The following is a 26,019-nucleotide window of genomic DNA, read 5'->3' on the forward strand; positions in this document are numbered from 1 at the left end:
AGTAATCAAATCATGTCAGCCTCCACTTGATTCCTTCAATCTTAAAGCATTTCCTCCAAATCACCCTGCCCCTGTCTTACCACTTCAATATCTCCTCCTGTGCAATCCACCACCGTGGAAGCGATATTGTTTCCATACCCTCCATCAATCACCACATCTACCAAATCCCGGTATTTCTCATAGATCAACTCAGGATCTGTACTGTATTCCAAGACATCATCTTCATCTCTTATGGAAGTTGTCACAATAGGTTGCCCCAACTCCTTAACCAATATACGAGGAATACTATGGTCGGGGATTCGAATTCCCACTGTTTTCTTTTTACTATGCAGCAATTTGGGCACATTATTATTGGCATCCAATATAAAAGTGAACGGCCCTGGCAAGGCTTTTTTCATCACCTTAAACACTGGCGTACTCAGCGCCCGGGTATATTCTGCAATATTGCTAAGGTCATAGCAGATAAAACTAAAATTCTGTTTCTGAGGCTTCACCCCTTTGATCAAGCAAATTCGCTCTATCGCCTTTTGATTATAGATATCACATCCAATTCCATAAATAGTATCAGTTGGATAAATGATCACTCCCCCCTTCCTCAGTACATCAACCACTTGATTTACTTGTCGGGGATTTGGATTTTCAGGGTATATTTTAATCAGCTCTGCAGACATAACAATCAATCAAAATAAAAGCGTTTAACTACACTAACACAAATCAAGGGCCAAAACACTGTAATTTAATCTCTAAACATTTCCATCAGAAAGTCTAGAGGCTTAAAAATACCTTTTAATTTTATTTAGCTATTTTTGCCCAAAGCTAAAATCTGAGCCGTTTATTATCTTATGATCACAAAAAAGAATCAAAAATATTACATGGTAGGAATGGTGGCCATTTCTGTATTGGTTTCCTCCTTTGTTTTTTACTTCTACCAAGTATTCTTCAGCCCTAATACCTTAACTGAAACCGACCAAGCAGCAACATTGTATATTCCAAGTAATGCTACTTTTCAACAAGTTTCTGATAGTCTCACCCAAAATGAAATCATCACTGATGTCATTTCTTTTAGCTTTGTAGCCAAAATGATGAAATATCAGGAGAATGTCAAACCTGGCCGCTATACCATCGAACCTAAATTGTCCAATAAAGAATTGGTTACCTTACTTCGATCAGGAAAACAAACCCCTATCAACCTGACATTCAACAACATCAGAACTAAGGAAGACTTAGCTGAGAAAATCAGTAAAAATCTAGAAATCAGAGAAGATCAATTTCTCGAATTAATCCGTGACAGCTTATACATTCGGAAATTTGACTTCAACGAGGAGACCATTATGAGCATGTTTATCCCCGATACCTATGAGGTATATTGGGACATGACTCCGGAACAACTCTTTGACCGCATGTACAGGGAATACAATAAATTCTGGACTGATGACCAGAAAGCGAAAGCAGAAGCCTTGAACATGAGTCCAGTGGAAGTTTCCACGCTGGCATCCATTGTACAGGCAGAAACAGCCAAAAAAGATGAGAGAGCCAAAATAGCAGGGGTATATATCAACAGGTTACAAAGGAATATTCCTTTACAGGCTGACCCTACTTTGGTCTTTGCCTTGGGAGACTTCAGCATTAAACGTGTCCTGAATGTACATAAAGAGATCGATAGCCCCTATAACACCTACATGTATGCAGGTTTACCTCCAGGACCAATCAACCTCCCTGACAAGTCTTCATTGGATGCAGTCCTAAACTATCAGGAACACAATTACCTTTATTTCTGTGCCAAAGAAGATTTTTCTGGTTACCATGTGTTCTCTACCAATCTTCGGGACCATTTGAACCAAGCAAGGAAATACCAAAACGCATTGAACGCCGCGAAAGTATTTTAATATGTTTACAGCTGAAACCCAAGTACGTGTAAGGTATGCCGAAACAGATCAGATGGGCTATGTCTATTATGGCAATTACGCCATGTATTTTGAAGTGGCCAGAGTGGAGTCCATGCGCCAAATCGGCTTTTCCTATAAAAGGATGGAAGACAAGGGCGTCATGATGCCTGTCCTGGAAAATCACAATAGTTATATCAAAGCAGGCAAATATGATGAGCTTTTGACCATCAAAACGATCATCACAGAAATGCCGGGCATTAAAATCAGGTTTGATTACGAAATAACGAATGAGGTCAACGAACTAATCCATACAGGGTATACCGTATTGACTTTCATTAAAAAAGACAGTTACAGACCGTGCAGACCTCCCAAGGATTTGTTAGATTTATTAAAAGCTTACTTTTAGAGATACAGCACTGATGGTCAAAAAGAAAGTGCATGACATATTGGAAAGGCTGGACAAACAAGCCCAAAAGCTTAGGAGCATCCACCTCAAAAACCCCAACCAGAACCTTTACGATGTTGGGAAGATCTTTATTCACCAACTCAAAAAAGATGAAATTGATGACCGTGCCAATGCAGTGGCCTTTAACTTTACGGTAGCCCTTTTTCCATTGATTCTATTTTTGCTGAACATGCTTCCCTTTGTGGAAATCTTTTTTCCGGAAGTCACCCCTGAAAACATCCTTCTTTTCATTAAGGAAGTAATGCCTCCCCCTTTGTACGAAGGCACAGAAGCCACCATTCGGGACATTATCAGCAGGCCTAGACAAGGGATGCTTTCCTTTGGGTTCTTTTTAGCCCTTTACCTCGCTACCAATGGCGTTGTGTCTCTAATGAGTGCATTTAACGCTTGCTATAGAACCAAAGAAAACCGGGGCTTTTTTCAAACTAGGGCCATTGCTGTTGCCATTATTCTCATTTTGGTTTTGGATATTTGTGCCGCTGTATTGACCATGATCCTCGGCAACAAAACATTAACCCTGCTCACAGAATACGGCGTTGTCTCCAACAATATCCTATACTACCTTATTACCTCTCTAAGGTTCTTTGTGCTCTTGGTACTCTTTATGGTGGCCACGGCATTCATCTTCCGTTTTGCTCCAGCTGTCCATGACAAGTGGCATTTCTTCTCCATAGGCTCCACCACTGCAGGCCTGTTGATTACTTTGGGGTTCTACCTCTTCTCTTTTTATTTGAATAACTTCGCCAGCTACAACAAACTGTATGGTTCCATCGGCACCTTGATTGCACTAATGCTCTGGCTGCTGATTACCTCCTTTATCATTTTGATCTGTTTTGAGATCAATGTAAGCTTGGACAAAGCCGCCGAAGGAAAAAGATATTCAAAAATTTAGTCGCCCAAAACCAGCGAGTTAGGGAAAATTGAATATTTTTATCACACCAAGTATTGCAAATATCAAACTAAGCCGTACCTTTGCAAACCGTAAGACAAACATAAACGTCTTCAAATAATACGCAACAGACCCAGAGGAGTGGCAGAGTGGTCGAATGCGGCGGTCTTGAAAACCGTTGTACCGCGAGGTACCGGGGGTTCGAATCCCTCCTCCTCTGCTGAAAGGCTTGTAAATGACTGAAAATCAGGATTTTACAAGCCTTTTTCTTTTTTTACTTGCTATTCACTTGCAGAAAGCAGAAAAAAATCATTTTTTTTTAATTCTTCTCAATATCATTTAGCTAAAATAAAAAAGACAGCCTTTCAGCTGTCCTTGCCATTACTAATCTTCCTAAACAACTTCTCCTGCCAAGCCAGTATTTCTTTGACTTTACTATGCTCTTCGTGCATTCCATTCAACAAGCATATCTTAACCATCAAATAGGCACTTCCAAACATATCATTCCCAAGAATACCAAAACTAGTTTCCTTTTTTCTTTCAGAAGCAAATTGACAAACTAACTTCCCATTGGAATCATTTAGAACAGTAATCTTAAAACCATCCCCTTCGAATGATTCAATTGATGGATCGCAAAATATATATTTCTCAGATTCCAAATCAAAATAGCTATCATCTACAATTTTACTTATGGAATGTTCCTTTTCCATCTGCTCAAAAACCTTCTGCAAATCACTCATAACCAAAAATTTAAATTGAAAAACTAACCTTAAAATAACAATTTTGAATATTCATTACAATTATAAAATCGATTATCATATCAAATTATACCTTATAAATAACATATAACAACAAATACAGCTACTATATTTTTCAAATAAAATTTGAATTATTATATTATAATAATTAAGCAGACGGCTTATATTTTCACACCTTCAGTGTGTGAAAATCATATAGTAATATAAAAGGGGATGAAACCTTCTTCATATATAAAAGTACACAACATCATCTTTATTAAATCATCCCCTTTTTACTTTGATATTTAAAACCATTGATAATAAGTGAAACTGTATTAAGGCTTGACTATTGTTGAGCCTTTTTTCTACCTCCAAACCATATTCTTCAACTTACTAGCAATCACATACCAAGCTGTACTGGCAATACTCTTATAATTGGAAATCTCATAAGTCTCATCCCTTAAGACTGCATACCTATAACTTCCATCCTCTTCTTCAAACAACTTAAGATCACTCAGTATTTGATTGAATTTACTGTAATCCCTAGCTCTCCAATAAGCCAAAGCAACACCAAAGCTTCCTTCAAACCAAACAGTATCTACAGCACTTGGATAGCCCCATTGATCCGAATATGGTTTATAGCCTTTTGCGCCTGTTTCAACGTCCTCAACATAATAATACTGCTCTAACCTATCCAATAGGTTTTGACCTCTCCTAGCCTCCCCAGAAGCAGCCAAAAACAAATATCCCCAACTATTACAATCAAGGGCATCAGCTGTATCTTTTGTATTATTTGAAGCATCACTGATACCTTGGTAAAATCTTTGATTGGACTCATCCCAAAGCTCATTCAACATTAGATTCTTTACACTATTGGCCTTATGCTTATATCCTGAATCCTTCAACACCTTTCCTGCCTGTTTAAGGGCAAAATAGTAATCAATGCAATGTTCCGTACTTATCCATCCGATTGAGTAATTTGGATTGAAATTGATTCCTTCATACCTCCCACTTCCTCCTGTAGGCAATCCAATTGGATTATCTTCTAATGAAGCTATGTAGTCAAGTGTATTTGAAATAGCTGTTGCCACCTCACTCCTATTTTCAGGACTTCTTCTGTACTCCAAATAGAAACCCAAAGCATAAGCCACCCAAGCTATAGCACCAACCCTAAAATAAGCATCATTGTATTGATAGTTTGGACTTGAATGGTTTGCACCAAAAGGAAAAGCACCATTAGGAAACTGAGATAATAAAATACCTTTTACAATCTTATCAGCTAATTCAAATTCCTTTAATCCAGTTGAGCTTATCAAACTTAAAGCAGCATCATATATATAGTTTCTATCCACAAAAGGAGAGCTATAAACTTCTTCCTCTTCAGGTGGTATTTCATAGCTCCTTGGCAAATCAGCTTTGATAGGTGTTTCAGCAACATAGGTATCATCACTTGGTCTATAAAGCTTGTATTTAATCAAGCCTTCGTCATAGGTATATTCATAGCTGAACTGATTATTATGTGGAGCCATTATTTCAGCTTCCAGATAATCGGTATCAGTAGTTACAAACTTGTGAATCTCCAAGTCAGTCCATTTATCAATTGTATTCCCATCATTTGCCCAAGTAGAGACCACAAAATCATAGACAACATCATACAGTTCTAGAACTATTGTCCCACTCTGTAAGCTGCTATCTATGGTAAAAGATCCATCACTTAATACATTTACTGTCTGAATCAGATAATCAATATCAGACCTTCTATAATACCTTATTTGATGGGTTCCAGTTCCTACAGTTTGACCAACGACATTTCCAGTAATCTCACCTTTCCAAGCATTTGTTAAAGCTCCATAAGAAGGACTTGTAATCTCTATATAACCACTAAGCTCACTGTGATTGGCCTGATCAACCGTTAAGCTGCCTTTATCAATTCTATAGTTATCAATAAACTTTTCAGGAGAAGGAATATTGGTATAGTTGTTTTTGGTCTGGTACTGCTTTTTAAACTCCCTGACCTTATAAAGCTCATTCCCTCCTTCATAAAAGGAATAATAGCCATATTGCTCAATCTTCAACTCAATCCAATTACTACCCAAATCTGTCACTGTAAAAAATGAAAATACATTTCCACCACTTGGATAAGGGCCTCCACTGTCTATTTGATTGTTAATCTGAAACTGTCCATTCTGCTTATCAGGGTCTTTATCAAAAGGTGAAGATTCTATGATTACGTGTCTAAGATTATCTGGGACTTCATCAATATCAATCCTGTTGCCTTCATTGTTTGTAGCATAGAAATTATTCCTTCCATCATCAATGGCCAACATATGGCTATCACCATTACAAATTACCACATTTGGAATTTGGTTGTAATACATAAAGTTGGCCAACTCTTCCCTCTCTGCTAGATAAACATTCCAAACCTCTGTGGTCACACCATAAGACCAACAATAAGGATCATCAACATCACCAGTCCAACCAAAAGGATTCATCCAGAAACACATATCCAAGTTAGGATTGGCTTTGTATTCCAACATCAAATCCTTAAACCATTGTTTGGTTACAGCTCCCAATACTGTTTTATTGGGATCATCATAAGGTTCCAACATCCAATCATCTCTATTACTCCTGTTATCGGTCATAATAAACCGACATCTACCAATATCCCAATACTGGCTTACACCGTTGGTTTCAGGATCAGTAATGATATTGGCAACTGGTACATTCTCTAAAAAGAACTGTAAAGCAGCTTCCCTTGAAGCACTGTTCTTATCACTATTGTTGGCTCCAAAGTCGTGATCATCCCATACATAATAATTGTTCTGATTGCTGTAGAAGCTCTTCTGTTTTTCTTGCTCTACTGTACTATTAAAAGCATCCCTGAACAAATCCACATCATTCACATTAATATCCTCATAATGTAAATCGCCCAAATGAATAAATACATCTGGGTTATAAGTCTTCATAGTTTCCCAAATCAAATGGTTACTATTGCTATAATTACAGGAGCCAAAAATGAAAGTAAAACTCTGTGGTTGCTGCTTTTTAAAGGTTTTGAATTTTGCTTGATGGCTTTGTAAAAAACTATCAACTTCAGCCTTCACAAAGTATTCAGCATCTTCATCAAGGTTCTCAATATTAAAAAGCAAAGCTCCTTTGTTTAAAGAAGAAGCTGTTTTTAAAGGAGTGTATTCAATATCATTTAAAAAGTTGGAATCTTTTGTATATCCAATCCTTATTGGTGCTGTTTGCTCTGCTCCTCCACTTTCATCAATAACATATTCCCTTAAAACTGTACCATTCCTATAAGTACCACCAATTTGCATTCTTAATGAAAGGTCAGTTTCATTAGCATACTTCTTGAACCTAATCGGTATATTCCAAGAACCACTGTTTGTGATAGATCCAAATATTGTCTGGCTTGCTGCAAAACCTCCTGTTAAATCAAAATCATCAAATTTAGCCACTACCCAAATAGTCAAATAATCTGGATCATTTGAATCATTGGCTCCCCCATTCTGGACTGACATTTTAAAGAAATTATCCCCATTAAAACGGATTACATTCTTTCCATTTTTACCACTGGATTCAATGGGTAACTTATTTGAAGTAGGTACATTATAATAAACTGAAGTCTTGGCAACACCGCTAAAAGCAGCTTTATCATTCCAAGCATCAGCATAGCCATTAACATCATCTACAATGGTTGATTCATCAAAATGAAGCCATTTTTCTACACCTCCATTACCTCCACTTGTAAAGGTTGGTTCTGTACCTTCAGAAGATTGCACAGTATAACCATTGAAGTCTGTTCCAGTATCTAGCCATTTATCAGCAAGCCACCTATTATAAGCAGTAATTTCAGCATCACTTAAGCTGTCATAGCCTGTTTTATAAAACATACCTTCACAGATATAACCATTCAAATTTTGCTCATCACCCCCAATCAATAAGTTTTGAAAGTATGGGTGTACACCTGTTACATCAGTTTCACTTACTACTTCATCATTGCACCAAATCCTTAACTTCCCTGGGCTTGTAGGCCATTTATATTGGATGGTATATACTCTAAGGTTGTTTTCAACCACTGGCTCAGCATCAGGAAAATCAACCCTTGCTTTTATAGTGGTTCTATTCTGTTCTGTCCCTCCTGCATAAAGCTGTTTCAATTCTATTGGCATAGTCAAAAAAATTATTCTTCAAGATTAATGGAATATCCATCTTCATTATCTACGTGGGTATAGGTCATTGATTTAATGAAGTTCAACTGCTCATTCTCCTCCACATCCTGCAACAGCTCCCTTAATTCAATTTCATAAACACCTTCTTTATCATTCAACTCAAGCCCTTGAATGATGAAATATTTATCTGTCATAGGATTATAGAGAACAGTATTCAAATCAATGGTTTCTTCAGTGGCAATCTTAGCCCTAAATATCATTGAAGGTGTTTTATACTGCTTGATAATCCTATTGGCAGTATGTTGAAGTATAGGTAAATTCTGATTGCTTCTTATCCATAGTTCGGTAACTGACTGCCCATCACTTTTTAACAAGCTAGACTGAATCAAAGCATCTCCATCACCCATTTCAACATCAAATCCATCTAATTTTTTGATGTTTTTCTGGTTGTCTCCAAGGATTATCAAATTCTGTTCTTCTATCTCATTACTTTCAATACTGACCTGTTGCAACTCAATATCTATATCTGTAAATGTCAGTTGATATTCTGTTGGAATCCCTGAAATGGTTGAAGTAAGGTTCCATACATAAGGAGGGTAAACATAAAATTCAAAATATCCATCTTCAGCAATCAATGGAATTTGTTGTTCATATTGATCTTTATAAAGATAAATTCTCTGTTGGTAATTATAGAATCCCTTTAAAAACTCTTTCTTATCGTATCCACTTACCCAACTAACCTCCTTATAGATATTCCTGTTACTGCTAACCTCTAATTCTTTATATTCAACCCTATCCCCATTTAGATAATTGAAGTATTGCTTTGTGGTTGTCGGTGTCCATTCACTTCTATAATTCCTTCCAACTGCAACAGGTGTTGGTTGTAAATCCCCTTCTTCAAGTTTAGCAATCAAATCTGGGTCTTGATTTAACCAATACTCCCCTGTAGAATCTGTATATCTAATACTAAAGAGTGATCCAATATCACAATTATCAATTAACTGGTTTATTTGGTCTTCTTTGTAAGTATAGTATTGTTCAAAATTGTAATTGGGATCAGAAGTAAATTCAGGAGGCTCAGTAAAAAGAGGTGTAAGCTTCATCAAAAAGTTAATATCAAAATACTTATCATTCTTATTTGGGATAAGGCTAACTGGAATATGGGCAACAGGAATTGGCTCACTTTTTATAAAATTCACCTTTGAATCAATAAATAGATTCCCTCCTGTATAACTCAAATCATTATAGTAGTCTTGAAACAAAATCCCCTCCTCAGTTTTCAGAATATTAATATTTGTCTCCTCCCAATTTTGAAGATCATTAGTATCCTTCCAACTACTGGAAAGCTTAAAATCTCCTCCTTTGATGATGTTTTCTTTCTTCCCAACTTTATGAGTAATCTCCAATGATTTCTTAGCTCCTTCAATTTCAAGCTCACCACTCTCATCAATAATCTTCACCTCATAATCATCCAAGTAAAGCTGTTTTTCAATACTCTCCTCACCTAAATAGAAACCACTATAGGAATACTTCTGGAAGCTTTTGGTAGGATTATCAAAATGGCTTATTTCCCATCTCCCTTGGTTTTGCTTTAAAGTAGCCCCAAAGGTTTTTAATATCTCTTCTAAAACATCCTGACAGTTCCAAGGCTTGGGATTATCGCTGTTTACATCATCCACATACTTCTTACAGTTTACCTTTGTAGCAGCTAAAGTACTGGTTACCGAAACATCATATTTCACATCTATCCCATCATAAATAGGAAGGTCTAAACCTATCTTTTCAAAAATGATTATCAGCACTTCCAAAAGGGATTTAGTTTCATAGATATTGTTCCCCAAATCATCTGTAAAATCAATATCCTTTAAGGTGGTCAAATAATCTATGGCCAACAATTCTATCTCATAAGGAGGAGTAACATAAGACTCCCTGTAATTATCTGGAAGAAGGAAACCAACCCAATACAACAAACCTCCTTTGATTACCTCAACCAAATATTGCTTCTCCTCAAAATCTGCAAATTCTATAAACTCAAAATTGAACTGTGATAACAAAGAAATCCTTGCTTCACTCTGTTGGATTGTCTGGAACTTTGAACCTCCTTCTCCGAACCATTTTACAAACAAAGGATCAACACCAAACTTATCAAGCTCAATAAGTTCACCTTGGTAATCCTTGAGCTTGATATTTACAGTGGTGTTTACTCCATATAAATCCTTGTATTGGATGCTGTATTTGGTATTGTACATAATTTTAATAGCTTAAAAAATTAACTCCTGCTCCTTCTTCCTTTTTCCTTATCAATAGCATAAACAAGGTCACTTCCTTTGGCTCTAAGCTCCCCACTTATAAAGACCTGTTGATTGTTCACCTTCAAATCGCTGTTGGAAACTATGGTTCCACTTTGATTGGGAACAAAAAGCTCCTTACCTCTTTCACCTACATAATAAGCTTTTCCAAAGTCCACATTACCGCCTTCTGCCCTGCTTCCTCCAAATTGGTCACCCATATTACTAGCACCACTTTTAATGGCTGAACTCAAAGCAATCAAGGCCACACCTGCAGCTATGGCCACATAAGGATTAAGGGATTTTAAGGCTGTCTTTATGCCTTCAATTGCAAGTCCTGTAGCAATAGCCATCTTACCCAATTGTCCCATCACATTGGCCAATGTATTAAGCAATGATACACCAATACTGCTGATATGGGCACTGCCTGAAATCACCTGTCCCAATGCATCCGCAAAGGAAGTTAAGCCGTTGGCAATACCTTTATTGATAATATTGTTGAATCCTTCAGTAAGCCTTTTGGCCATTTCATCAACTGTAGTACTTAGTTGGATTCCCTTGTTTTTAAGCTCCTCTAAGCTCTTATTGAACTCAGTAAGCTCAAGTTTAGGGACTACCTTTTTAACTGAATCAATCCAACCAAAAGAAGTTCTCTTAGATGCTTTATTGCCATTGATTGAACTCGAGTTAACAGTTGGTTCAATGGATGGAATAATTACAGGATTTGTATTTTAATTCCCTTCAACTTCTTCTTTTACCTCCTTGACCTTTGAAATATAATCATCCAAGCTACTATTGACCTTATCCAAACCTGAAGCTATACCATCCAATCCAAGTACTTCTGTAATGGTGGATATTCCAGAAATCACCGTTCTAAAGACTGATAAAAGGGATTGGAAAACTGATAGGTAGAGTTCTTTTATAAAATTACCCACTGATTCAAAAGCTCCTTTAAAGTCACCTTTTACAAGCTTTACTACTACATCTATAAAGGTGCTGATATATTTTACTACAAGGGTAAGTTGGCTAATGACCAAATTAAAAGCAGTCATTATTACCTCTCCAATCCATTTGAAGACCTTGCTTATCTCTTCACCGTACTTGTTCCATATGTCCTTAGCTGTATTGGTAAAAGTCTGGATAAGGTTCTGGATGTTTACCAACACCTGATTCCAAAGAGCCTTCAGTTCATCTAAAAACTTAACTCCTTTACCCTTTGTAAAATAAGCTACTATATCATCCCAATATTTATAAATCAAAATGGCTGCAGCACCTACAGCAGCAGCAATACCCAATACAGGCGCACTTATTCCACCTAAAAGAGGAATCAATATTTTAATGGCTCCAATACTAGAACTTACTAGCTTAATAATCTGACCTAAGCCCAAAATCAATGGTGGGATTACAGTAAGCACCACCCCAATCCCAACTACTATTCCTTTGGTGCTATCATCCAATTCTCTAAACCAATTGGCCACTGATTGTACAACTCCTGAAAGCTTGGTAAATATTGGAGTAAGCTTTTCTCCTATTTCAATTTGTATGCTTTCCAAAGCAGATCTGATACTTCTTAAAGCTCCACCAAGTCCGCTTTCCATAGTTTCAGCCATATTTGCAGCAGCCCCATCACTATTAGCAAGCTCATCTTGGTATCTTCTTAATTCACTACTTCCAGAATTCAAAAGAAGGTTTACACCTCTAATGGCTTCTTGTTTAAAAATGGCTGATAAAGCTGAATCCCTCATTTTATCGGATAATCCATCTGTGGCAGTCTCCAAATCAGCCACTATATCCACCAAGCTCCTAGTATTGCCTTCTGCATCATAAAGGGCTATCCTAAAGCCATTCACACCAATCATTCCATTGGTGCTTGCTTTCTTCATATCCCTAAACATTGCATTTAGTGTAGTACCTGCCATAGAGCCTTTTAAGCCTGAATTGGCAAATACAGCAAGAAGGGATATTGAATCTTCAATAGATTGGTTAGCAGAAGCCATATTTGCAGAAGCATACTTCATAGCCTCTCCCAATTGCTCAACATTAAAGTTGGCTTTGGCCTGACCTGTGGCAAAAAGGTTAGCTACTTTGGTAGTCTGATTGGCAGCTAAACCATAAGCAGACATTGTATCAGTAAGAATATCTGTCACCCCTGCCAAATCACCTCCTGCAACAGCAGCCAAATCAAGACTTGAAGCCAATGATTCCTGAATTTGTACAGTGTTATAGCCTGCCAATGCCATATACTGCATTGCTTGGCTTACTTCTGTAGCTGAAAACCTTGTGTTTCCTCCAAGCTCTTTGGCCTGTTCATTTAGCCTCTCAAGTTCTTCAGTTGTGGCACTTGTCAAGGACTGCACCTTTAACATCCCATCACTGAATTGGGCTGTGGTATCTGTTGCAATACCTCCCAATACAGCCAATGGCAATGATACCTTAGCTGAAATATCCCCTGCTATCTGGTTTAAATTCCGTGAAAGTCTGTTTAAATCTCGTTGTACTCCTCCTATGGCCTGTTGGAATCCAGAAGCATTCCCACCAATGGAGATGAGTATTCTCCCTACATTGCTGCTCATCAAAAAATCAGTTTAAAAAGTGTAATTCTGGAACTATCAGAAGTTCCATTTCCTCCTAAGCTCTTCTACCTCTGTGGAAGTCAGTTTCTTTGGCTGAACCTGCTTTTTCTTCTCCCAACTAAAAGGAATAAGGCTGTCTATGGGCTTGTTTTGGGCTGCTTTATCCAAGTGTGGCTTCAATGAAAAATAAGCTCCAAACCTCGCTAAATTGTAATCGTGCTTCTTTCGGTTTTCAAACCCTGCTAAAAACTTGCTAAACTCTAAGGGCGTTAAGCTGTAAAAATCATCCAATGACATTCCTGCTTCAAATGCAAGCTCAAGGGCAATGTCATTATCATTGGCTTCATTCTCCTCTATAACAACAGAAGAAGTAATGTTGCTTACTTCTTCTTCTCGGTAAAAAAACTGGAAATCACCTTACCACATTTTTCAAAGAACTCTGAAACCTCCATCTTGTCCAGTTCATCTTCAAATTTCTCATAATCTTTAAAAGGGTTCTTTTCATCTAAAAACCTATACCCTTCACAAACTCCCATATAAATAATATGACTCAATTCCTCTGTGGATATATCACCAAGCTTTGCCAGTGACTTACCAAACTTCTTTTCAAAAAGTACAATGGCTCTCCTGTTTATCCTTACAGGGAATTCCTTTTCTTCAATTTTCAAATATTCAATCATAGCCTAAAAATGTTTTCATTAAGTAAAAAATGGTCAATCCATAAAAAGCAAAAGGGTAACCACTGAATGATTACCCCTTTAAATAATATCTGTTCTAATGCTTAAGCTACAGTCTCAAATGTAATGCCTCCATCCACTTGAATTGTAAAAGATGCACTGGCTGTTTCATCCATAGAATAAGAACCACTGGCTGAACTCAGATAACCTTCACCTTTGGCAACCTTGCTTCCTGAAACATCATTTCCCAAAACAAACTCAACCAAAATCCCATCATAGCACATTTCCATTAGATCATCTTGGGTAAGGGTTCCAGAAGGATCATATAGGGATTCCAATGAAATAGTGGAAGTCACCCTTGTTGGGGTATATCTTCTTACAGGCACACCATTGCCATCCACTGTGGTCTTACTGGTATATTCCCTCATTTCTCTCTGAATCTCCAAATTGGCACTGGTTTGCCCTGCCAACACTTCTACACTACCAACACCATCTGAGGCATCCTTTAGCTTAATCAGCACTTTATTACTGTCTGCAGTATTCATATATCAAAAAATTAAAAGTCAAAAAATCTTACTGCCAGTAAGTAAAAATGAATCAATCCGAAAAGGTAACTTTTTTTACGAACGCCCTATATAAGTAATTTCATTTCAAAAAAAGTTACCTCACATTTTTATAAATAGCTCCTTAATTTAGAATTAAGTGATTTCCTTACTGGATATATAATGTGATTAATCTCAACCTCAAATTCTTTTGAATTAGCAGGAATAGACTGTATGATTTTAGAGGCTGATAAGTAAGTACCATTTTGAGAATCATCCAGTAAATTTTCTTTTATTTTTTTCTGATTTTTATAGATGAATTTATAACAATCGAACCTGCTTCTATATTTGTTAACCATTTCTTTAAACTCATCAGGTGGTTTATTCTCAAAAGCTAGATTTGCATTTACATTAAATTGGCTTAATAAATGATTAGCTTGGTTAAAATCAAAAAAGTCCAAGTTATGAGCCAATGTAATAAATAAAGAAGCTTTACTTCCAGATAACTGGAGATGTTTTTGTAATGCATTAGATAAATTCCCATTGTAGGTAATTTGGATATTATAATATGTACTCCAAATCATTTGGTTTAGCTCTTCAATTATTCTCAGGCATTCTGTAATATAGACCTCATTTCTGTTATACTCCGCAATTCGAATATGATCACTGAAGTATTTCGAAGCCCTCCAAACTCCAAAAAGAATTGCCAAAAAACCAATAAAATTAAAAACTGGCTCTAATCTCTGTAATTGAGCTATAAGTTGATCCATCGGGTTAAGTTCAATATTTCACTAATTAACCAAATGCCTCAAACTTTTTCAATAGATCATCAATTTTATCAGGATTTTCATCAACTGAAATAGAACTTTCTTTTTCAAAATGTATTGATGTTCCCCCTTTATTGTTTGATGAATAATATGTAATGCTTGCAATATTTACTCTAACTTTATTTTTGGATGATGTACGAGTAACTGAGATAAACTTCATAATGATAAGACTTAAATATATGAGAAAACTAAATATGATGGTAAAAACCGAAAATTATTACAAAACCAAAATGAGCTATCTTTAAAATGCTACATTTTTTGATTCTGCATATATAAATAGATTTTAAAAACTTTCAAACAACTCACAATCAACACACTGTAAATATTTACTACATTTTTCAGTTAGAAAAAAGTAGCAGGGTAAAATTCACTCCCCTATGGTATAATTCACTATTCTCCTCAAACTCATCTGAAAAGCTTTCAAACCTCACCAAATCAATCACCACATTATCTTCTTCATCGGTAAAGGTCTTATAATCCAATAATTCCTTTAAAATGGTAACTGAATCAACCACCTCCTTATAATTCTCCGAAAACACATTCAATTTAAGCAAATAGCCATCTTTTAGAGATTTAGAAACCTTGGTATGATCAACCTCAACTTGTTTCACCTCATAAAGCAAAACAGGCAATTTCTTACCACTCGAGCCAACCAAAGGAAAGACATTCTCCCCAAAGATGGCCTGTAATTCTGTAGATGCTGAAAGCACCTGATATATTATTTCTTCTACTGTCATTTTATAAACCGTTTGCCTGAATAAACCTTTTCAACTCATCATTAAAAGCCCTGATTGCATCATCTTTATTAGATTCATAAGCTTCTCCTAAAAATGGCTCTGCCTTTACTCCTTTTACCTTTTTGGCATAGATCATTTGCCCATTGGCTCCTTCAAACTTTAAAAACTTGTGCTTAGTAGGTTCCCTATCCTCAGTACCCAATTCAATCAAATGATGGGCTGGACTTTCTACCTTAACCAATAATGTAAAGCCTTTAAAATACCTACCTCTTGCTGCTTTTACCTTGACTTTGGATTTCATCAATCCAGTATCAACAGGGGTATTCTTTTTTGCTTCTCTTTTTATAAGATTGGCTCCTTTCCTCACTGCTTTTTTAACCACCTTATCTTCTACACCTGCATTGAGCTTTTTAAGCTTCCTCAATAATTCCCTACTGTCCATTTGAAGTGTAAATGTTGCCATCACCTATTGTTTTTAAATTGGGCTGTAATCTCAAGCCCATCCCTATAACCCAATTCCTTTACTCCTTTGATATTGTATTCCCTGCCCTCAAATTCAATCAGATAGGAAGTATCAATATTCTCATCAAAGTAAATTCTGAAAACTGCAATATCACTTTCTATTAATTGGCTGTTTTCATACTTCTCCCTGTTCTGCCATTCATATTTTGAAGCCCAAAAATCCATATAATGGGTTTTCTGTTTGGTTATTTGACCAAATGAATCCTTGGTTTCTACATAGTTGTAAACAGCAATCCTATGTCTTAAGTCCTCCAACTGTATCATATGAACCTCACTTTCCTATAGGGTTGTAAAAGCCTATCAACTGTCTTTTGAAGATGGATTACAGTCTTACCAACAACAATACTTCCCCTATGTAAATAAAGGTCTGTAAGGGTCAATAAAGCAGCCTGTTTGATAGCTGTAGGAATATCATCTACAGATTCATAGCCCTTTTTATAATTTATTTCTATTCTTGTGTATGTCTCTGGAAGGGCTGAAAAAGTGATGTATTCATCTGTAGAGGTATAAGCAACCCCACTTTCAATTAGAGTGCTATCATTATAAACCAAAACTTCCTTCACCTCCACAATTGGAGAATTAGGAAACATTATTTGCTCTCCTTCTTCTACTTGGTCAAAAATGGCAAAGACATACTCGGTATCTACCAAATCCTTTTCAAGCTCATTTTCCAAGGTATCAGTAACCACATAAAGCAAGCTGTTTAAATACAGATCTTCATAGGCGTGTAATATCTTCAAATGCTCTTTGGCCTCTTCCAAAGTCACAATGGACTGATTGGATTTCTTCACTAGCTTAGCTATCATATCAAAAAATGGATTATTGTTTCTTAGGCTTTCTACCTCTTTTAACTATGGCCTTTTCGGTCTTCATTTCTATTGAAGCTGTTTCTAAAACCTCAATCAGATTATACTTTTTAATGGCCTCCAACTGCTTTGGATCAATGGTAATCTGATCTCCTGAAAAATAACCACTTCCTTTTAGTGGCTTGATGATTTTGATTTTCATAATATTCAGTTTAAAAAGTTCTCAATTCGATTAAATGAAAAAAGGGACAGCCTAAACCATCCCTTTTTAATCATCTTCATTTCTCAGATAATCTAGGCTACTATATCTTTAGAAAGCGCAATACCTTCATCATACTTGTTCTTAATATCCCAATAAGAACCTACATTCATAATAGTTTGGCCGCTTCCTGCACTGGTATATGGGTCAACTAAAATCTCAACTGCTCCCCAACCTGCTACAATCGTATTGGTGAAATCACCGAAAGCCATTGCAGAAAGATCAGTTCCAGTACCTTTGGTTAAATCTGAAGGTACTCTATTGGAAACAACATAATCAAAACCTTCAATCACATCTCCATCCAAAACAAATCTTTCATTGGAATCAACTTTCTTAAGGGCTTTCAAAGCTCCATAAGTGTCCCAATTGATCAGGAATTTAGCAGCAGCCACATCAGCTTCAGTTTTACCAACCTTAGTGATGAATTCCATTACTTTAGCATAATCCAAAGCAGCACCATCAGTACCGTTTACAATTGCTTGCACATCAGAAGAAGCCAAAAGATTAGAAATAAACTTCTCATCCAAAGCTTTCTGAATACTCTTTTCAATCTCGTTTCTCAAATAGGTATCTACAGATTCAGAAGATTGGATAAACAATTGGTTAGAAACATTCATTCTAGTTGCCAATCGATTTGGTCTAAGCTCTATGTTTCCAATGTTGTGATCAGTAGCACTTACAGCTTGGTTTTCTGTAACCCAACTGGAAGTAACACTACCTCCTTTAGGAAGGTCGATATTAGAAACCAATCCCAACATTCTACCTGCTCCTACTTTAGAAAGTAAAGAGCCTTCAAATAATGATTCAATGATTCCACCTTTCTTGGTTTCTACAAGGTTTCCACCTTTAGCACCTGAATCACCGGTTACACTAAAATCCCTTACATAATTTGCAGGTATATAAACTGCATTGGCATTGACACTAACACCTGAATCTCTTAATTCCTTTTCCCCTTGGCTCTGGGCTTCCTGAAAAACCCCATCAATTTTACCGCTTCTAACAGCGTTGATATGGCCAATAATGGAATATTTTTCTTTTGACCTTGTTTGGATTGTAGGAGCTTTAGCACCAAATTCAGAAGCTTGTCTAGCTTCAAATTCTTCTGCTTTTTCTGCTCTGGCAATATCCTCTCTAAGGTTTTCTGCTTCCTTGAATTTTGCATCAAAAGTTTCTTTCTCTTCGTTTGAAAAATCTCTGTTTTCTTGTTTGGCAGAATCCAACAAGCCTTTAATTTCCTTGTCCAGTTCTGCCAACTGCTTCCTCAGCTCAACACTTCGTTTCATATGTATTTCAAAAAATTTAAGTCCAAAAAATCTTATGCTGTTAAGTAAAAAGTGATCAACTAAAGAAGATTGTTTCTTAGTTGGTTGTACTTAATCAGATATTCATAATTGAAGCCCTTTTTCCCAAGCTTCTCTTTGACCTCATCTAAGTTTCTAACACTGGTATCTGAATAGGCAGGATTGGTAACAGGGCTTACATCATAAATCCCTTTAAAGGCTGTAATGGTTCTTACATACATCCCATCTCTCTTTTCCCATTCCTCTCCATCTTCTGCAATTCTAAAAGCAAAACTAGATTTGGATATATTGCCTTTTTGGATGTTCCTGTATAAGTCTTTCTGATAACTGATTTCCTCATCTATCTCAAACCGATAAAACAAACCAACCTCATCAACCCTAAGCTCCAAAGTGTTTACACTATCATTCTTTCTGGCCAATACATAGTTTTGATTGTGGTTGAAAAGAGCCACCACATCACTTAAATCTGTTTGTTCATTAATGGCTTCCCTGCTAATGGTTTCATAGAAGCCTCCCAAATCCTTGCTCCTTGTATTGAACTTAAGGGCATAACCAGAAATGTATTTCTTATCTTCTTCCTCCGTAGCCCTAAATTCTATATCACTAAAAGTTCTTATTTCTTTATTCATAGCTTAAAAAATTATTCCTCTGCTTTTGAATTGTCCAAATTGGTTTTGGCCTCATCCTTTGTAATCTTTCCTGTCCAGAAATCCTTGCTCAATTCACTTGGGATTAGGTTGGAATGGATATAGCCTTGACCATTGTATTCCACTGGTAAATCTTCCTTCTCCCTTATCTCCTGTGGAGTTATCGCATTTAAATAGAAAAGCTCTTTGTAATACTCAGCCCTGCTCTGGCTGTCTCCTCTTAGTACCGCTTCAACATTTGCCTTTACATAGAAACCATCCAATATTTCCTGCTTGGTAAACAGCTTGTGTTTAAGCTCTGCTTCTATCTTGGTAATGATTGGTAAAAGGGTCTGTTTGTAATAGTGAAGGTTCTGAATCTCCACATTGCTATAACTGGTTGAGTAATCCCCTACCACAAAAGGAGGAACATTGAGCATACTGGCTATTTCCCCTTTCTCAAATTGTCTGCTCTCTAAAAATTGTGTTTGTTCAGGACTAAGGTTAATGTTTTCCAGTTTCATCCCATCCTCTAAAAAGATAACCTTCTTACCATTCCTACCACTGAAATTATTGCTCAGCTCATTCCTTAACCTATCCCTTTGCCTGTCATTTAAAGGCTTGTCATAGGTTATTGAACCTTTAATTGAACTTGCTTCTCCTGTGTAAACTCCATTGGTATAATTGGCTGCATTCAGGTTGATTTCAATGTTTCTCCTGAAATTGGAAATGGGATCTATCCCCAAAAAGCCTGTACCGATATTCTTAAAATGTATCAGGTCTTCATTGGCTATACTATCCCCATCATCAAACTTGAAAAACAGCTTATCATTAAAAATAATTGGTTCCACAAAGGAGAAGTTGACAATTACCAAGCTTTCAATATCACCTTTGCCATCCCTTACAATCCTAGCAAATGCATTTCCTTTTAAATGCATAATCAGGAGCATTGTATTGAAGAACTCATAAGCTGTTTGGTAACTGTTGCTCTTCTCTTTTATCAAAAAATGGATGTTGCTTTTCTTCTGTACCTCCTTATCCTTATAAACCTTAAAAGGCAATGAAGCTATGGTATTTGCAATGCTGTTTACTCCCTGATAAAAAGTACTTATGGTTAAAGCTGTATTGGCATCAACCACACTATTATTATTAATATCTTCAATGCTTAGGATAGCAGGGGTTATAGCTACTCTTCTGTTAAAAATACTTTCAAAATATCCCATTTATCACTTCTTAAAAATTAAAAAATCAGGTCTAATATCGAAGTGCAAAAAGCTGTCATACACTCCTAAACCGCCTACTTTTATCTTCCCTTCATCTTTTAGTCTCAGTACAGTTTCCAATAATCCCTGGGGAGTTATCCCACCAACCTTTATATCAGCAGCCATACCCTTTAAATGGTAGCTGTTCTTAGCTCCTCCAATGGCTTTGTTATGGTCTGGGCTTCTGTAGCCACTGTTTATATAAATGGGCTTACCCAACTCATCCCTTAAAACCTGAAGGCTTTCTGCCAGTTCTTTAAGGTTGTTTGTAACACAAATTGGAAAAGCTACACCATCCTTGGATTTGAATTCATCCAATGAAAAATTCTTGGTCAACTTCATAAAAAATCATTTGAACCTATCACCAAACCTTCTTTTCAGTTTATTTAGAAGGGACAATGGCAATAGCTTTAATTCTGTAAGGTTCTCTGCTATGCTTATGATTTGTTGGCCTGTAAACACCCCGTAAAAAATGCTGTACAAAGGGTAAAACACTATTACATACATCCCTGCAAACTTTAGAATGCTCAGTATCATCAAAGCTGCAAGCATTGTAAAAAGGAACCTTGGAAACTTCTTTGAAACCAGTTCCTTCTTATAAATAGCCTTGGCCACTCCACTTAAAAAATCAATCACATATAGCACAATCAAAAAGTAAATTCCACCAACGGACTGAAACAAAAATTGAAAAATCACATCAATCCCAACTATTAAGGGAACAATGTATTTCAGTATGAAATTGGTGGTTATATTCTTAAACAGGCAGTGTAATAACTCGCCTATACCGTTAAATCCAAAAAACATATCTCAAAAAATAAAGGTCTTAAATCAATTGACTTTAAGTAAAAAACAGTCAATTCAGACAAAGAAGAATCCACCCTCATTATAGGGGCTTTTGTTGTACTCTTCCTCCAAAAGCTCTTCATTCTTATCAATGAAAAATTGGCCTACAGCCATCACCAAAGACACTGCATTATCAATTTTCTCTTTGGATTTTTCCTTGCTCATCTTCACATTCCCTGCATCATCCTTTACAATCTTAACATTGGAAATACACCACTTTAAAATTGGATTGTTATTGTGAAGAAGGTTCTTTTCCATTATCAAGGATTCAGTCTTTTTAATGGCAGGAGACATAGATTTATAGCCTTGTCCAAAAGCTGTGAATTTCAATCCTTCTATCTCCAACTTGGTAACCAGTTGATCAGCTCCCCATCTATCATAGGCTATATTCTGGATATTGAATTTCTCTGATAGCTCCAATATCTTTTCAAATATGTAATCATCATCCCTGCTTCTCAGCTCTGTAAGATAAAGGTGGTTGTTCTTGTTCTTTGCCCATCCAATAAAGGCTTTACCTGCAGCTATATTGTCCTTTCTTTTAGCAGCTTCATATGGAAGGAAAGTATAACTCAATGTTTTGAATTTGCCGTTGTCCTGTGGAAAGACCAACACAAAAGCATTTAGGTCTTTGTTATTGGACAAGTCCAACCCTGCCCAACAATCCATCCCCAACAAATCCTCTTCTCCATAATCAATTTGGCCTCCCATCCAATCCAAATTACTTATCCAAGCTTCTACAGAATCCACCCATATATTAAGGTGTAATTGTCTGTATGTGTTTAAATAGGTTGGAATGGCTTTGGCCTTATTGATCTGCTCAATCAGGTATTCTTCTTTGATGGATTTACCAAAGCTTGGATTGGCTTTCTTAGCAGTTTCAATACTAAAAGGATCATCATTTTCATCTGCCTCAAAAATCACTGGCAGGAAAGTTTCATCCTCAATAATTCCGTTTATTATCTTCTTGCTGTAATCGTATAGGTCATAGCATATATGGTTTTTATTGCTCCCTGCAGTGGTAATACTTACAAGTAAGGGTTGTGACCTTGCTCCCATTGAGGTCTTTAAAACATCATATAATTCACTATCCTTATGGGCGTGTAATTCATCAACAAGAGCAAAGGAAAGGTTGGCACCGTGAAGGCTTCCTGCATCAGCACTAACCACTTTAAAAAAGGAATTGTCCTTGGTGAATTCAATGGAGTTCCTAAAAAGTTTAAGGTGCTTGGAAAGTTCTTTACTGTTCCTTACCATACCCTGCATAATCTCAAAAGCAATCCTAGCCTGTTCCCTTGTAGAAGCGGCAAAGTAACCTTCACCTCCCTTTTCACCATCAGCCAAAATCATATAAAGACTGATAGCAGAAGACAAAGTTGACTTACTGTTCTTCCTAGGTAGGAAAATGAAAGCTTCCCTGTATTTCCTTAGCTTGGTTTCCTTGGACTTCCAACCAAATAGATTCTGGATAATCTCTTTCTCCCAATCCTGTAAAATGTATGGTTTACCTGCTAAATCCCCTTTTACGTGGGTACAAAAAGCTTCTATAAATCTGGTTGCCCTGTCTGCAGTGTATGAATCAAAGTAATATTTGCTCCTGTCGATCTTTGTAAAATCAACAGTCATTTATAAATCAAAAAATAGAATCAGTTTACACTTAAAAAATCATCTAATGAAGCTGAATCATCCACCTCTTCATTCTTAATTTTACTTATCTTCTGTCTCTCACTTGGGCTTAATCCAAACTTACCCATCAAGCTATTGTAGTTCTTAAAGGCATTATTGGCAATGTTTACCCAAGGACTCACCATTTCATAGCTTGAGCCATTCTTATTGGTTCCATTCACCACATAACCTTCTTTCTTCAGCTTATATTGGGCTTCCACATACTTCCCATATTCAGCAGATAGAAGTTCAAGTGTTTCAATATCTGTTTCTGTGAGTACAAAGGATTCAGAAAGCTTGTCCCTGTAAGATTCAAAGAATGCTTTCCCATATTTATTTAGAAATGTAGGAGCTTTGACCTTTTTGGGTTCAGATACTTTGGCTGTCTCCATTGGATCATCCAATTCCCTGCACTTCCTAAGTGTACCCCTCTTTTCTTTTATTTCTCTTGGTAAAGTAATACTCGGCATAGTCTAAAAAATTAAATCCCACCCCTAGAGGGATAAGGATGCGTGTAAATGTTGGTATGCTTAAACGGTTAACTAAAATTTTTATAAAAGTTTCAACCGCCCCATACCCTTCTTTTTCAGTAAGTAAAATCCAATCAAAAAAAATATCCTGCCAGACAAAGCCCAACAGGATCAAAAAATAACTTAACAATCAAGACGAAAAAACTAACACCTATAAGTAAAACCCAATCAACTCCTGCACCCCACACACTCCAACTGAAGCTTACTCTTTATCTCCTTCATACATTTATAATTGTACTCAATAGCTGTTTGATAGGTAACACTCAACCTCTTTGCAATCTCCTTATAGCTGTAGCCCTTAATCACCAAATAAAACACTCTCCATCTGGTAAGCTTCTTATCAATCAAGTAATAATTCTTAAATACATACTGCTTGATCTCATTCAATGTACTCTTAAAAAGTGGAGTGTCTTCAATATAATACACCTCATCAGGGACAAAATCAGGAATCTCCCTTTCCTCCTCACTCAGGTAGTTAATCCCATAATGAAATTGCTTATAAAAAGTGGTTGAATAGTTCCAAACTATCCCTTTGATATAGTTCTTTAATCGGTCTGTCAGAGGCTTATCTATCAACTCCTTCTCACATAGGATCAATAAAACCTCTTGTCTTACATCTTCAAAATCTTCTTTGTTCTTAATTGTTTTGCATACGCTTTCTACGTAATCGTAAATATTTGAATTCATTAATATTCATACCTAAAAAAATCATAACTGTAACCATTATCTAAAAAGTAAACTGAATATTATCTATTGAACTTCCTGAAAGCTGCAATGAATTGGTAAAGGAGGTAGGCCATCAATAGCTTATAACCAAAATCCCAAACTTTCAACCAATTACAAAATTTATAATCTTTGATGTTGTCTAGGAATAAGAACGGCTTTATAAAATAAGAGTAGTTACCATTCATAAAATCCCAAAAGCTATCATCCCTGTACCACTGGAAATAAAAGTAAAGCAATGTTATATATTGAACACTAAAGAATAGCATCCACCCTAAAGCATATTGTGGTTTGGTTCCGTGATTATTGGATAGTTTATTTGCCCAAAGAATAAACTTGTTCATCATTCCCAAGCCTTGGGATTGATCATTTAATAATTCATTATACTCAAGAGCTTTAAATCTTTGTTCCAAATAATGATTTTTATGATCTTGAGAAATTCCCTTTAACTCCCTGTATAAACTAAGATAATTTGTCCCTGCTTCTTTCCCTTGAGAAGAAATTGCCCTAGTTGGAATATCTATCAAATTATAAACCTTAAGACCTATTAATGATGATTCTGAAAAATTAATATTGGAAAATAAATGTAAAAAAGAAGGACTTAATTCAACATTTTGTAAGATTGACTTATCTATTTCTAAGATAGATCCGTTTTTTTCGACACTTATATTTTTAAATGAAATTAACCCTTGGCAAGTAAATCTATCAAAACGCACATTTTCCAAAACAGAATTCACGATATAGTTTGACCCAAGAATATAATTTGACAGCAATATATTTTTAATGCTAAAGTTTCCAATTGTGACGTTGGCGGAATTCTCAATAATTACCTTATTAATTTCACATTTTCTTTTAGATATATCCATATTATAAATACTCAACATTTTAGAATCAACCCCCTGAATGTTAATCATTTCTACCTCACCTCTCTTGTAAACAAAATCTTCTATATCTATCTCTATTGTGTCAAATTGAACATCAAAAATCACAATTTCTTTTGGATTAGAAATTTCAATCTTCGATTTAGATTTTAAAACGACATTTTCAAAAAACAAATAATCCACTGTTGATTCCTCTATCTTAATATTGTCAGCCCTAACCTTCAAAAAATCTAGCTTGTTAAATTCACATCGTCTAATTAAAATTTCACTTAAATAGTTAGGGATTGTGTCTGAGAAGAAAAAATTTTCAATAATGGAATCTTCAATTGTCAACTCTACTTTAGATAGATTACCCAATTGCAATTGAGAGCTTTGGAATTTTTTAAAATGTAAAGATATATTTGGAAAACTTCCATCTTTTTTCTCAAGTGAGAAAAGAGCATCTATGGATAAAACTTCTAAATTACCTGATAGAGAAAGATCAACATTCAATATATCTTCAGAAGTTGTGTGCAAAGAATCGAAATAAAATCGCCCTCCTTTCCCATTGAAATGTTCCCTTCTTGAGATAAAGCAAAAATTAAAATAAACTGTTTTATTTGAAAAGTCTCGCTTATAAAACCACCCTCTCGGGAAATCTATATTATTAAATTCAAATACATCTACCTTATTATATTGAGACAGTATAAAATTATTTACTTCACTTATTTTGGCTCGTGGGTTAAATTCATATACCTGTGTCTCACTATCACGATAAACCAATTTAAAATATTCCATAAGGTGATTAAATAGTTGTGAAAA

The 26,019-nt window shown here is 36.0% G+C and carries 28 protein-coding genes and 1 tRNA gene; 4 read left to right on the forward strand and 25 right to left on the reverse strand.

Annotated features, from left to right (window positions below; genetic code table 11):
• Positions 1 to 41: 41 nt before the first annotated feature.
• Positions 42 to 671, reverse strand: a complete 630-nt coding sequence (locus tag JL001_RS01825) for an L-threonylcarbamoyladenylate synthase (RefSeq protein WP_200974417.1) — start codon at positions 669 to 671, stop codon at positions 42 to 44.
• Positions 672 to 842: 171 nt separating this feature from the next.
• On the opposite strand from JL001_RS01825, the gene mltG reads away from it, so the two are divergent.
• The 4 genes from mltG to JL001_RS01845 all read left to right on the forward strand — a co-directional run bounded on the left by mltG (position 843) and on the right by JL001_RS01845 (position 3,461).
• The gene (mltG, locus tag JL001_RS01830; protein ID WP_200974418.1) at positions 843 to 1,886 is read left to right on the forward strand and encodes an endolytic transglycosylase MltG; all 1,044 of its coding nucleotides are present in this window, start codon (positions 843 to 845) and stop codon (positions 1,884 to 1,886) included.
• A 1-nt stretch (position 1,887) separates the two neighbouring features.
• On the forward strand, positions 1,888 to 2,292 hold the full coding sequence (locus JL001_RS01835; RefSeq protein WP_200974419.1) for a thioesterase family protein: 405 nt from the start codon (positions 1,888 to 1,890) through the stop codon (positions 2,290 to 2,292).
• Between the two features lie 13 nt (positions 2,293 to 2,305).
• Positions 2,306 to 3,244: a YihY/virulence factor BrkB family protein gene (locus JL001_RS01840; RefSeq protein ID WP_200974420.1), complete on the forward strand. Its 939-nt coding sequence runs from the start codon at positions 2,306 to 2,308 to the stop codon at positions 3,242 to 3,244.
• Between the two features lie 132 nt (positions 3,245 to 3,376).
• A tRNA-Ser gene (locus tag JL001_RS01845) sits at positions 3,377 to 3,461 on the forward strand.
• Positions 3,462 to 3,606: 145 nt separating this feature from the next.
• Here the strand turns inward: JL001_RS01845 and JL001_RS01850 are convergent.
• The 24 genes from JL001_RS01850 to JL001_RS01965 form a co-directional block, all read right to left on the reverse strand.
• Positions 3,607 to 3,981 carry a hypothetical protein gene (locus JL001_RS01850; protein ID WP_200974421.1) on the reverse strand — a complete coding sequence of 125 codons (375 nt, stop codon included), beginning with the start codon at positions 3,979 to 3,981 and terminating at the stop codon, positions 3,607 to 3,609.
• Between the two features lie 362 nt (positions 3,982 to 4,343).
• Positions 4,344 to 8,159 carry an alkaline phosphatase D family protein gene (locus JL001_RS01855; protein ID WP_200974422.1) on the reverse strand — a complete coding sequence of 1,272 codons (3,816 nt, stop codon included), beginning with the start codon at positions 8,157 to 8,159 and terminating at the stop codon, positions 4,344 to 4,346.
• A gap of 11 nt (positions 8,160 to 8,170) precedes the next feature.
• Positions 8,171 to 10,408 (reverse strand): hypothetical protein, encoded by a 2,238-nt coding sequence (locus tag JL001_RS01860; RefSeq protein ID WP_200974423.1) that lies wholly within the window; start codon positions 10,406 to 10,408, stop codon positions 8,171 to 8,173.
• Between the two features lie 20 nt (positions 10,409 to 10,428).
• Positions 10,429 to 10,974 carry a hypothetical protein gene (locus tag JL001_RS01865; protein ID WP_200974424.1) on the reverse strand — a complete coding sequence of 182 codons (546 nt, stop codon included), beginning with the start codon at positions 10,972 to 10,974 and terminating at the stop codon, positions 10,429 to 10,431.
• Positions 10,975 to 11,178: 204 nt separating this feature from the next.
• Positions 11,179 to 13,020 carry a phage tail tape measure protein gene (locus JL001_RS01870; RefSeq protein ID WP_200974425.1) on the reverse strand — a complete coding sequence of 614 codons (1,842 nt, stop codon included), beginning with the start codon at positions 13,018 to 13,020 and terminating at the stop codon, positions 11,179 to 11,181.
• Between the two features lie 36 nt (positions 13,021 to 13,056).
• Positions 13,057 to 13,317, reverse strand: a complete 261-nt coding sequence (locus JL001_RS01875; RefSeq protein WP_200974426.1) for a hypothetical protein — start codon at positions 13,315 to 13,317, stop codon at positions 13,057 to 13,059.
• 83 nt (positions 13,318 to 13,400) lie between these two features.
• Positions 13,401 to 13,700 carry a hypothetical protein gene (locus tag JL001_RS01880; protein ID WP_200974427.1) on the reverse strand — a complete coding sequence of 100 codons (300 nt, stop codon included), beginning with the start codon at positions 13,698 to 13,700 and terminating at the stop codon, positions 13,401 to 13,403.
• Between the two features lie 101 nt (positions 13,701 to 13,801).
• On the reverse strand, positions 13,802 to 14,242 hold the full coding sequence (locus tag JL001_RS01885) for a phage tail tube protein (protein ID WP_200974428.1): 441 nt from the start codon (positions 14,240 to 14,242) through the stop codon (positions 13,802 to 13,804).
• 128 nt (positions 14,243 to 14,370) lie between these two features.
• Positions 14,371 to 15,009: a hypothetical protein gene (locus JL001_RS01890; protein WP_200974429.1), complete on the reverse strand. Its 639-nt coding sequence runs from the start codon at positions 15,007 to 15,009 to the stop codon at positions 14,371 to 14,373.
• A gap of 25 nt (positions 15,010 to 15,034) precedes the next feature.
• Entirely contained in the window at positions 15,035 to 15,226 is a 192-nt protein-coding gene (locus JL001_RS01895; RefSeq protein ID WP_200974430.1) for a hypothetical protein, read from the reverse strand.
• A gap of 178 nt (positions 15,227 to 15,404) precedes the next feature.
• Positions 15,405 to 15,803: a hypothetical protein gene (locus JL001_RS01900; RefSeq protein WP_200974431.1), complete on the reverse strand. Its 399-nt coding sequence runs from the start codon at positions 15,801 to 15,803 to the stop codon at positions 15,405 to 15,407.
• Between the two features lies 1 nt (position 15,804).
• Positions 15,805 to 16,266, reverse strand: a complete 462-nt coding sequence (locus JL001_RS01905) for an HK97-gp10 family putative phage morphogenesis protein (RefSeq protein ID WP_200974432.1) — start codon at positions 16,264 to 16,266, stop codon at positions 15,805 to 15,807.
• Positions 16,266 to 16,589 (reverse strand): phage head closure protein, encoded by a 324-nt coding sequence (locus JL001_RS01910; protein ID WP_200974433.1) that lies wholly within the window; start codon positions 16,587 to 16,589, stop codon positions 16,266 to 16,268. The genes JL001_RS01905 and JL001_RS01910 overlap by 1 nt, the downstream gene beginning before the upstream one ends.
• Positions 16,586 to 17,131, reverse strand: coding sequence for a head-tail connector protein (locus JL001_RS01915; protein ID WP_200974434.1), 546 nt, complete (start codon positions 17,129 to 17,131; stop codon positions 16,586 to 16,588). Before JL001_RS01915 ends, JL001_RS01910 begins: the two co-directional genes overlap by 4 nt.
• 13 nt (positions 17,132 to 17,144) lie before the next feature.
• Positions 17,145 to 17,333, reverse strand: coding sequence for a hypothetical protein (locus JL001_RS01920; protein WP_200974435.1), 189 nt, complete (start codon positions 17,331 to 17,333; stop codon positions 17,145 to 17,147).
• A gap of 92 nt (positions 17,334 to 17,425) precedes the next feature.
• Positions 17,426 to 18,673 carry a phage major capsid protein gene (locus tag JL001_RS01925; RefSeq protein ID WP_200974436.1) on the reverse strand — a complete coding sequence of 416 codons (1,248 nt, stop codon included), beginning with the start codon at positions 18,671 to 18,673 and terminating at the stop codon, positions 17,426 to 17,428.
• A 59-nt stretch (positions 18,674 to 18,732) separates the two neighbouring features.
• Entirely contained in the window at positions 18,733 to 19,320 is a 588-nt protein-coding gene (locus JL001_RS01930) for an HK97 family phage prohead protease (protein ID WP_200974437.1), read from the reverse strand.
• Positions 19,321 to 19,331: 11 nt separating this feature from the next.
• Positions 19,332 to 20,540 (reverse strand): phage portal protein, encoded by a 1,209-nt coding sequence (locus JL001_RS01935; protein ID WP_200974438.1) that lies wholly within the window; start codon positions 20,538 to 20,540, stop codon positions 19,332 to 19,334.
• A gap of 3 nt (positions 20,541 to 20,543) precedes the next feature.
• The gene (locus JL001_RS01940; RefSeq protein WP_200974439.1) at positions 20,544 to 20,921 is read right to left on the reverse strand and encodes a D-Ala-D-Ala carboxypeptidase family metallohydrolase; all 378 of its coding nucleotides are present in this window, start codon (positions 20,919 to 20,921) and stop codon (positions 20,544 to 20,546) included.
• 6 nt (positions 20,922 to 20,927) lie between these two features.
• Entirely contained in the window at positions 20,928 to 21,275 is a 348-nt protein-coding gene (locus JL001_RS01945; RefSeq protein WP_236252676.1) for a phage holin family protein, read from the reverse strand.
• Positions 21,276 to 21,437: 162 nt separating this feature from the next.
• Positions 21,438 to 23,045, reverse strand: coding sequence for a terminase large subunit (locus JL001_RS01950; protein WP_200974441.1), 1,608 nt, complete (start codon positions 23,043 to 23,045; stop codon positions 21,438 to 21,440).
• A gap of 20 nt (positions 23,046 to 23,065) precedes the next feature.
• Entirely contained in the window at positions 23,066 to 23,554 is a 489-nt protein-coding gene (locus tag JL001_RS01955; protein ID WP_200974442.1) for a phage terminase small subunit P27 family, read from the reverse strand.
• 228 nt (positions 23,555 to 23,782) lie between these two features.
• On the reverse strand, positions 23,783 to 24,301 hold the full coding sequence (locus tag JL001_RS01960; protein WP_200974443.1) for an RNA polymerase sigma factor: 519 nt from the start codon (positions 24,299 to 24,301) through the stop codon (positions 23,783 to 23,785).
• A gap of 59 nt (positions 24,302 to 24,360) precedes the next feature.
• Complete coding sequence (locus tag JL001_RS01965; RefSeq protein ID WP_200974444.1) at positions 24,361 to 25,995, reverse strand: hypothetical protein; 1,635 nt, start codon at positions 25,993 to 25,995, stop codon at positions 24,361 to 24,363.
• Positions 25,996 to 26,019: the final 24 nt, after the last annotated feature.

Origin of the sequence: Echinicola sp. 20G (assembly GCF_015533855.1) — a bacterium.
Taxonomy (GTDB): domain Bacteria; phylum Bacteroidota; class Bacteroidia; order Cytophagales; family Cyclobacteriaceae; genus Echinicola.

Coding starts and splice junctions, on each gene's coding strand:
- JL001_RS01825 (WP_200974417.1), bottom strand. CDS start 671: ATGTCTGCAGAGCTGATTAAAATATACCCTGAAAATCCAAATCCCCGA.
- mltG (WP_200974418.1), top strand. CDS start 843: ATGATCACAAAAAAGAATCAAAAATATTACATGGTAGGAATGGTGGCC.
- JL001_RS01835 (WP_200974419.1), top strand. CDS start 1,888: ATGTTTACAGCTGAAACCCAAGTACGTGTAAGGTATGCCGAAACAGAT.
- JL001_RS01840 (WP_200974420.1), top strand. CDS start 2,306: ATGGTCAAAAAGAAAGTGCATGACATATTGGAAAGGCTGGACAAACAA.
- JL001_RS01850 (WP_200974421.1), bottom strand. CDS start 3,981: ATGAGTGATTTGCAGAAGGTTTTTGAGCAGATGGAAAAGGAACATTCC.
- JL001_RS01855 (WP_200974422.1), bottom strand. CDS start 8,159: ATGCCAATAGAATTGAAACAGCTTTATGCAGGAGGGACAGAACAGAAT.
- JL001_RS01860 (WP_200974423.1), bottom strand. CDS start 10,408: ATGTACAATACCAAATACAGCATCCAATACAAGGATTTATATGGAGTA.
- JL001_RS01865 (WP_200974424.1), bottom strand. CDS start 10,974: ATGGCCAAAAGGCTTACTGAAGGATTCAACAATATTATCAATAAAGGT.
- JL001_RS01870 (WP_200974425.1), bottom strand. CDS start 13,020: ATGAGCAGCAATGTAGGGAGAATACTCATCTCCATTGGTGGGAATGCT.
- JL001_RS01875 (WP_200974426.1), bottom strand. CDS start 13,317: ATGTCATTGGATGATTTTTACAGCTTAACGCCCTTAGAGTTTAGCAAG.
- JL001_RS01880 (WP_200974427.1), bottom strand. CDS start 13,700: ATGATTGAATATTTGAAAATTGAAGAAAAGGAATTCCCTGTAAGGATA.
- JL001_RS01885 (WP_200974428.1), bottom strand. CDS start 14,242: ATGAATACTGCAGACAGTAATAAAGTGCTGATTAAGCTAAAGGATGCC.
- JL001_RS01890 (WP_200974429.1), bottom strand. CDS start 15,009: ATGGATCAACTTATAGCTCAATTACAGAGATTAGAGCCAGTTTTTAAT.
- JL001_RS01895 (WP_200974430.1), bottom strand. CDS start 15,226: ATGAAGTTTATCTCAGTTACTCGTACATCATCCAAAAATAAAGTTAGA.
- JL001_RS01900 (WP_200974431.1), bottom strand. CDS start 15,803: ATGACAGTAGAAGAAATAATATATCAGGTGCTTTCAGCATCTACAGAA.
- JL001_RS01905 (WP_200974432.1), bottom strand. CDS start 16,266: ATGGCAACATTTACACTTCAAATGGACAGTAGGGAATTATTGAGGAAG.
- JL001_RS01910 (WP_200974433.1), bottom strand. CDS start 16,589: ATGATACAGTTGGAGGACTTAAGACATAGGATTGCTGTTTACAACTAT.
- JL001_RS01915 (WP_200974434.1), bottom strand. CDS start 17,131: ATGATAGCTAAGCTAGTGAAGAAATCCAATCAGTCCATTGTGACTTTG.
- JL001_RS01920 (WP_200974435.1), bottom strand. CDS start 17,333: ATGAAAATCAAAATCATCAAGCCACTAAAAGGAAGTGGTTATTTTTCA.
- JL001_RS01925 (WP_200974436.1), bottom strand. CDS start 18,673: ATGAAACGAAGTGTTGAGCTGAGGAAGCAGTTGGCAGAACTGGACAAG.
- JL001_RS01930 (WP_200974437.1), bottom strand. CDS start 19,320: ATGAATAAAGAAATAAGAACTTTTAGTGATATAGAATTTAGGGCTACG.
- JL001_RS01935 (WP_200974438.1), bottom strand. CDS start 20,540: ATGGGATATTTTGAAAGTATTTTTAACAGAAGAGTAGCTATAACCCCT.
- JL001_RS01940 (WP_200974439.1), bottom strand. CDS start 20,921: ATGAAGTTGACCAAGAATTTTTCATTGGATGAATTCAAATCCAAGGAT.
- JL001_RS01950 (WP_200974441.1), bottom strand. CDS start 23,045: ATGACTGTTGATTTTACAAAGATCGACAGGAGCAAATATTACTTTGAT.
- JL001_RS01955 (WP_200974442.1), bottom strand. CDS start 23,554: ATGCCGAGTATTACTTTACCAAGAGAAATAAAAGAAAAGAGGGGTACA.
- JL001_RS01960 (WP_200974443.1), bottom strand. CDS start 24,301: ATGAATTCAAATATTTACGATTACGTAGAAAGCGTATGCAAAACAATT.
- JL001_RS01965 (WP_200974444.1), bottom strand. CDS start 25,995: ATGGAATATTTTAAATTGGTTTATCGTGATAGTGAGACACAGGTATAT.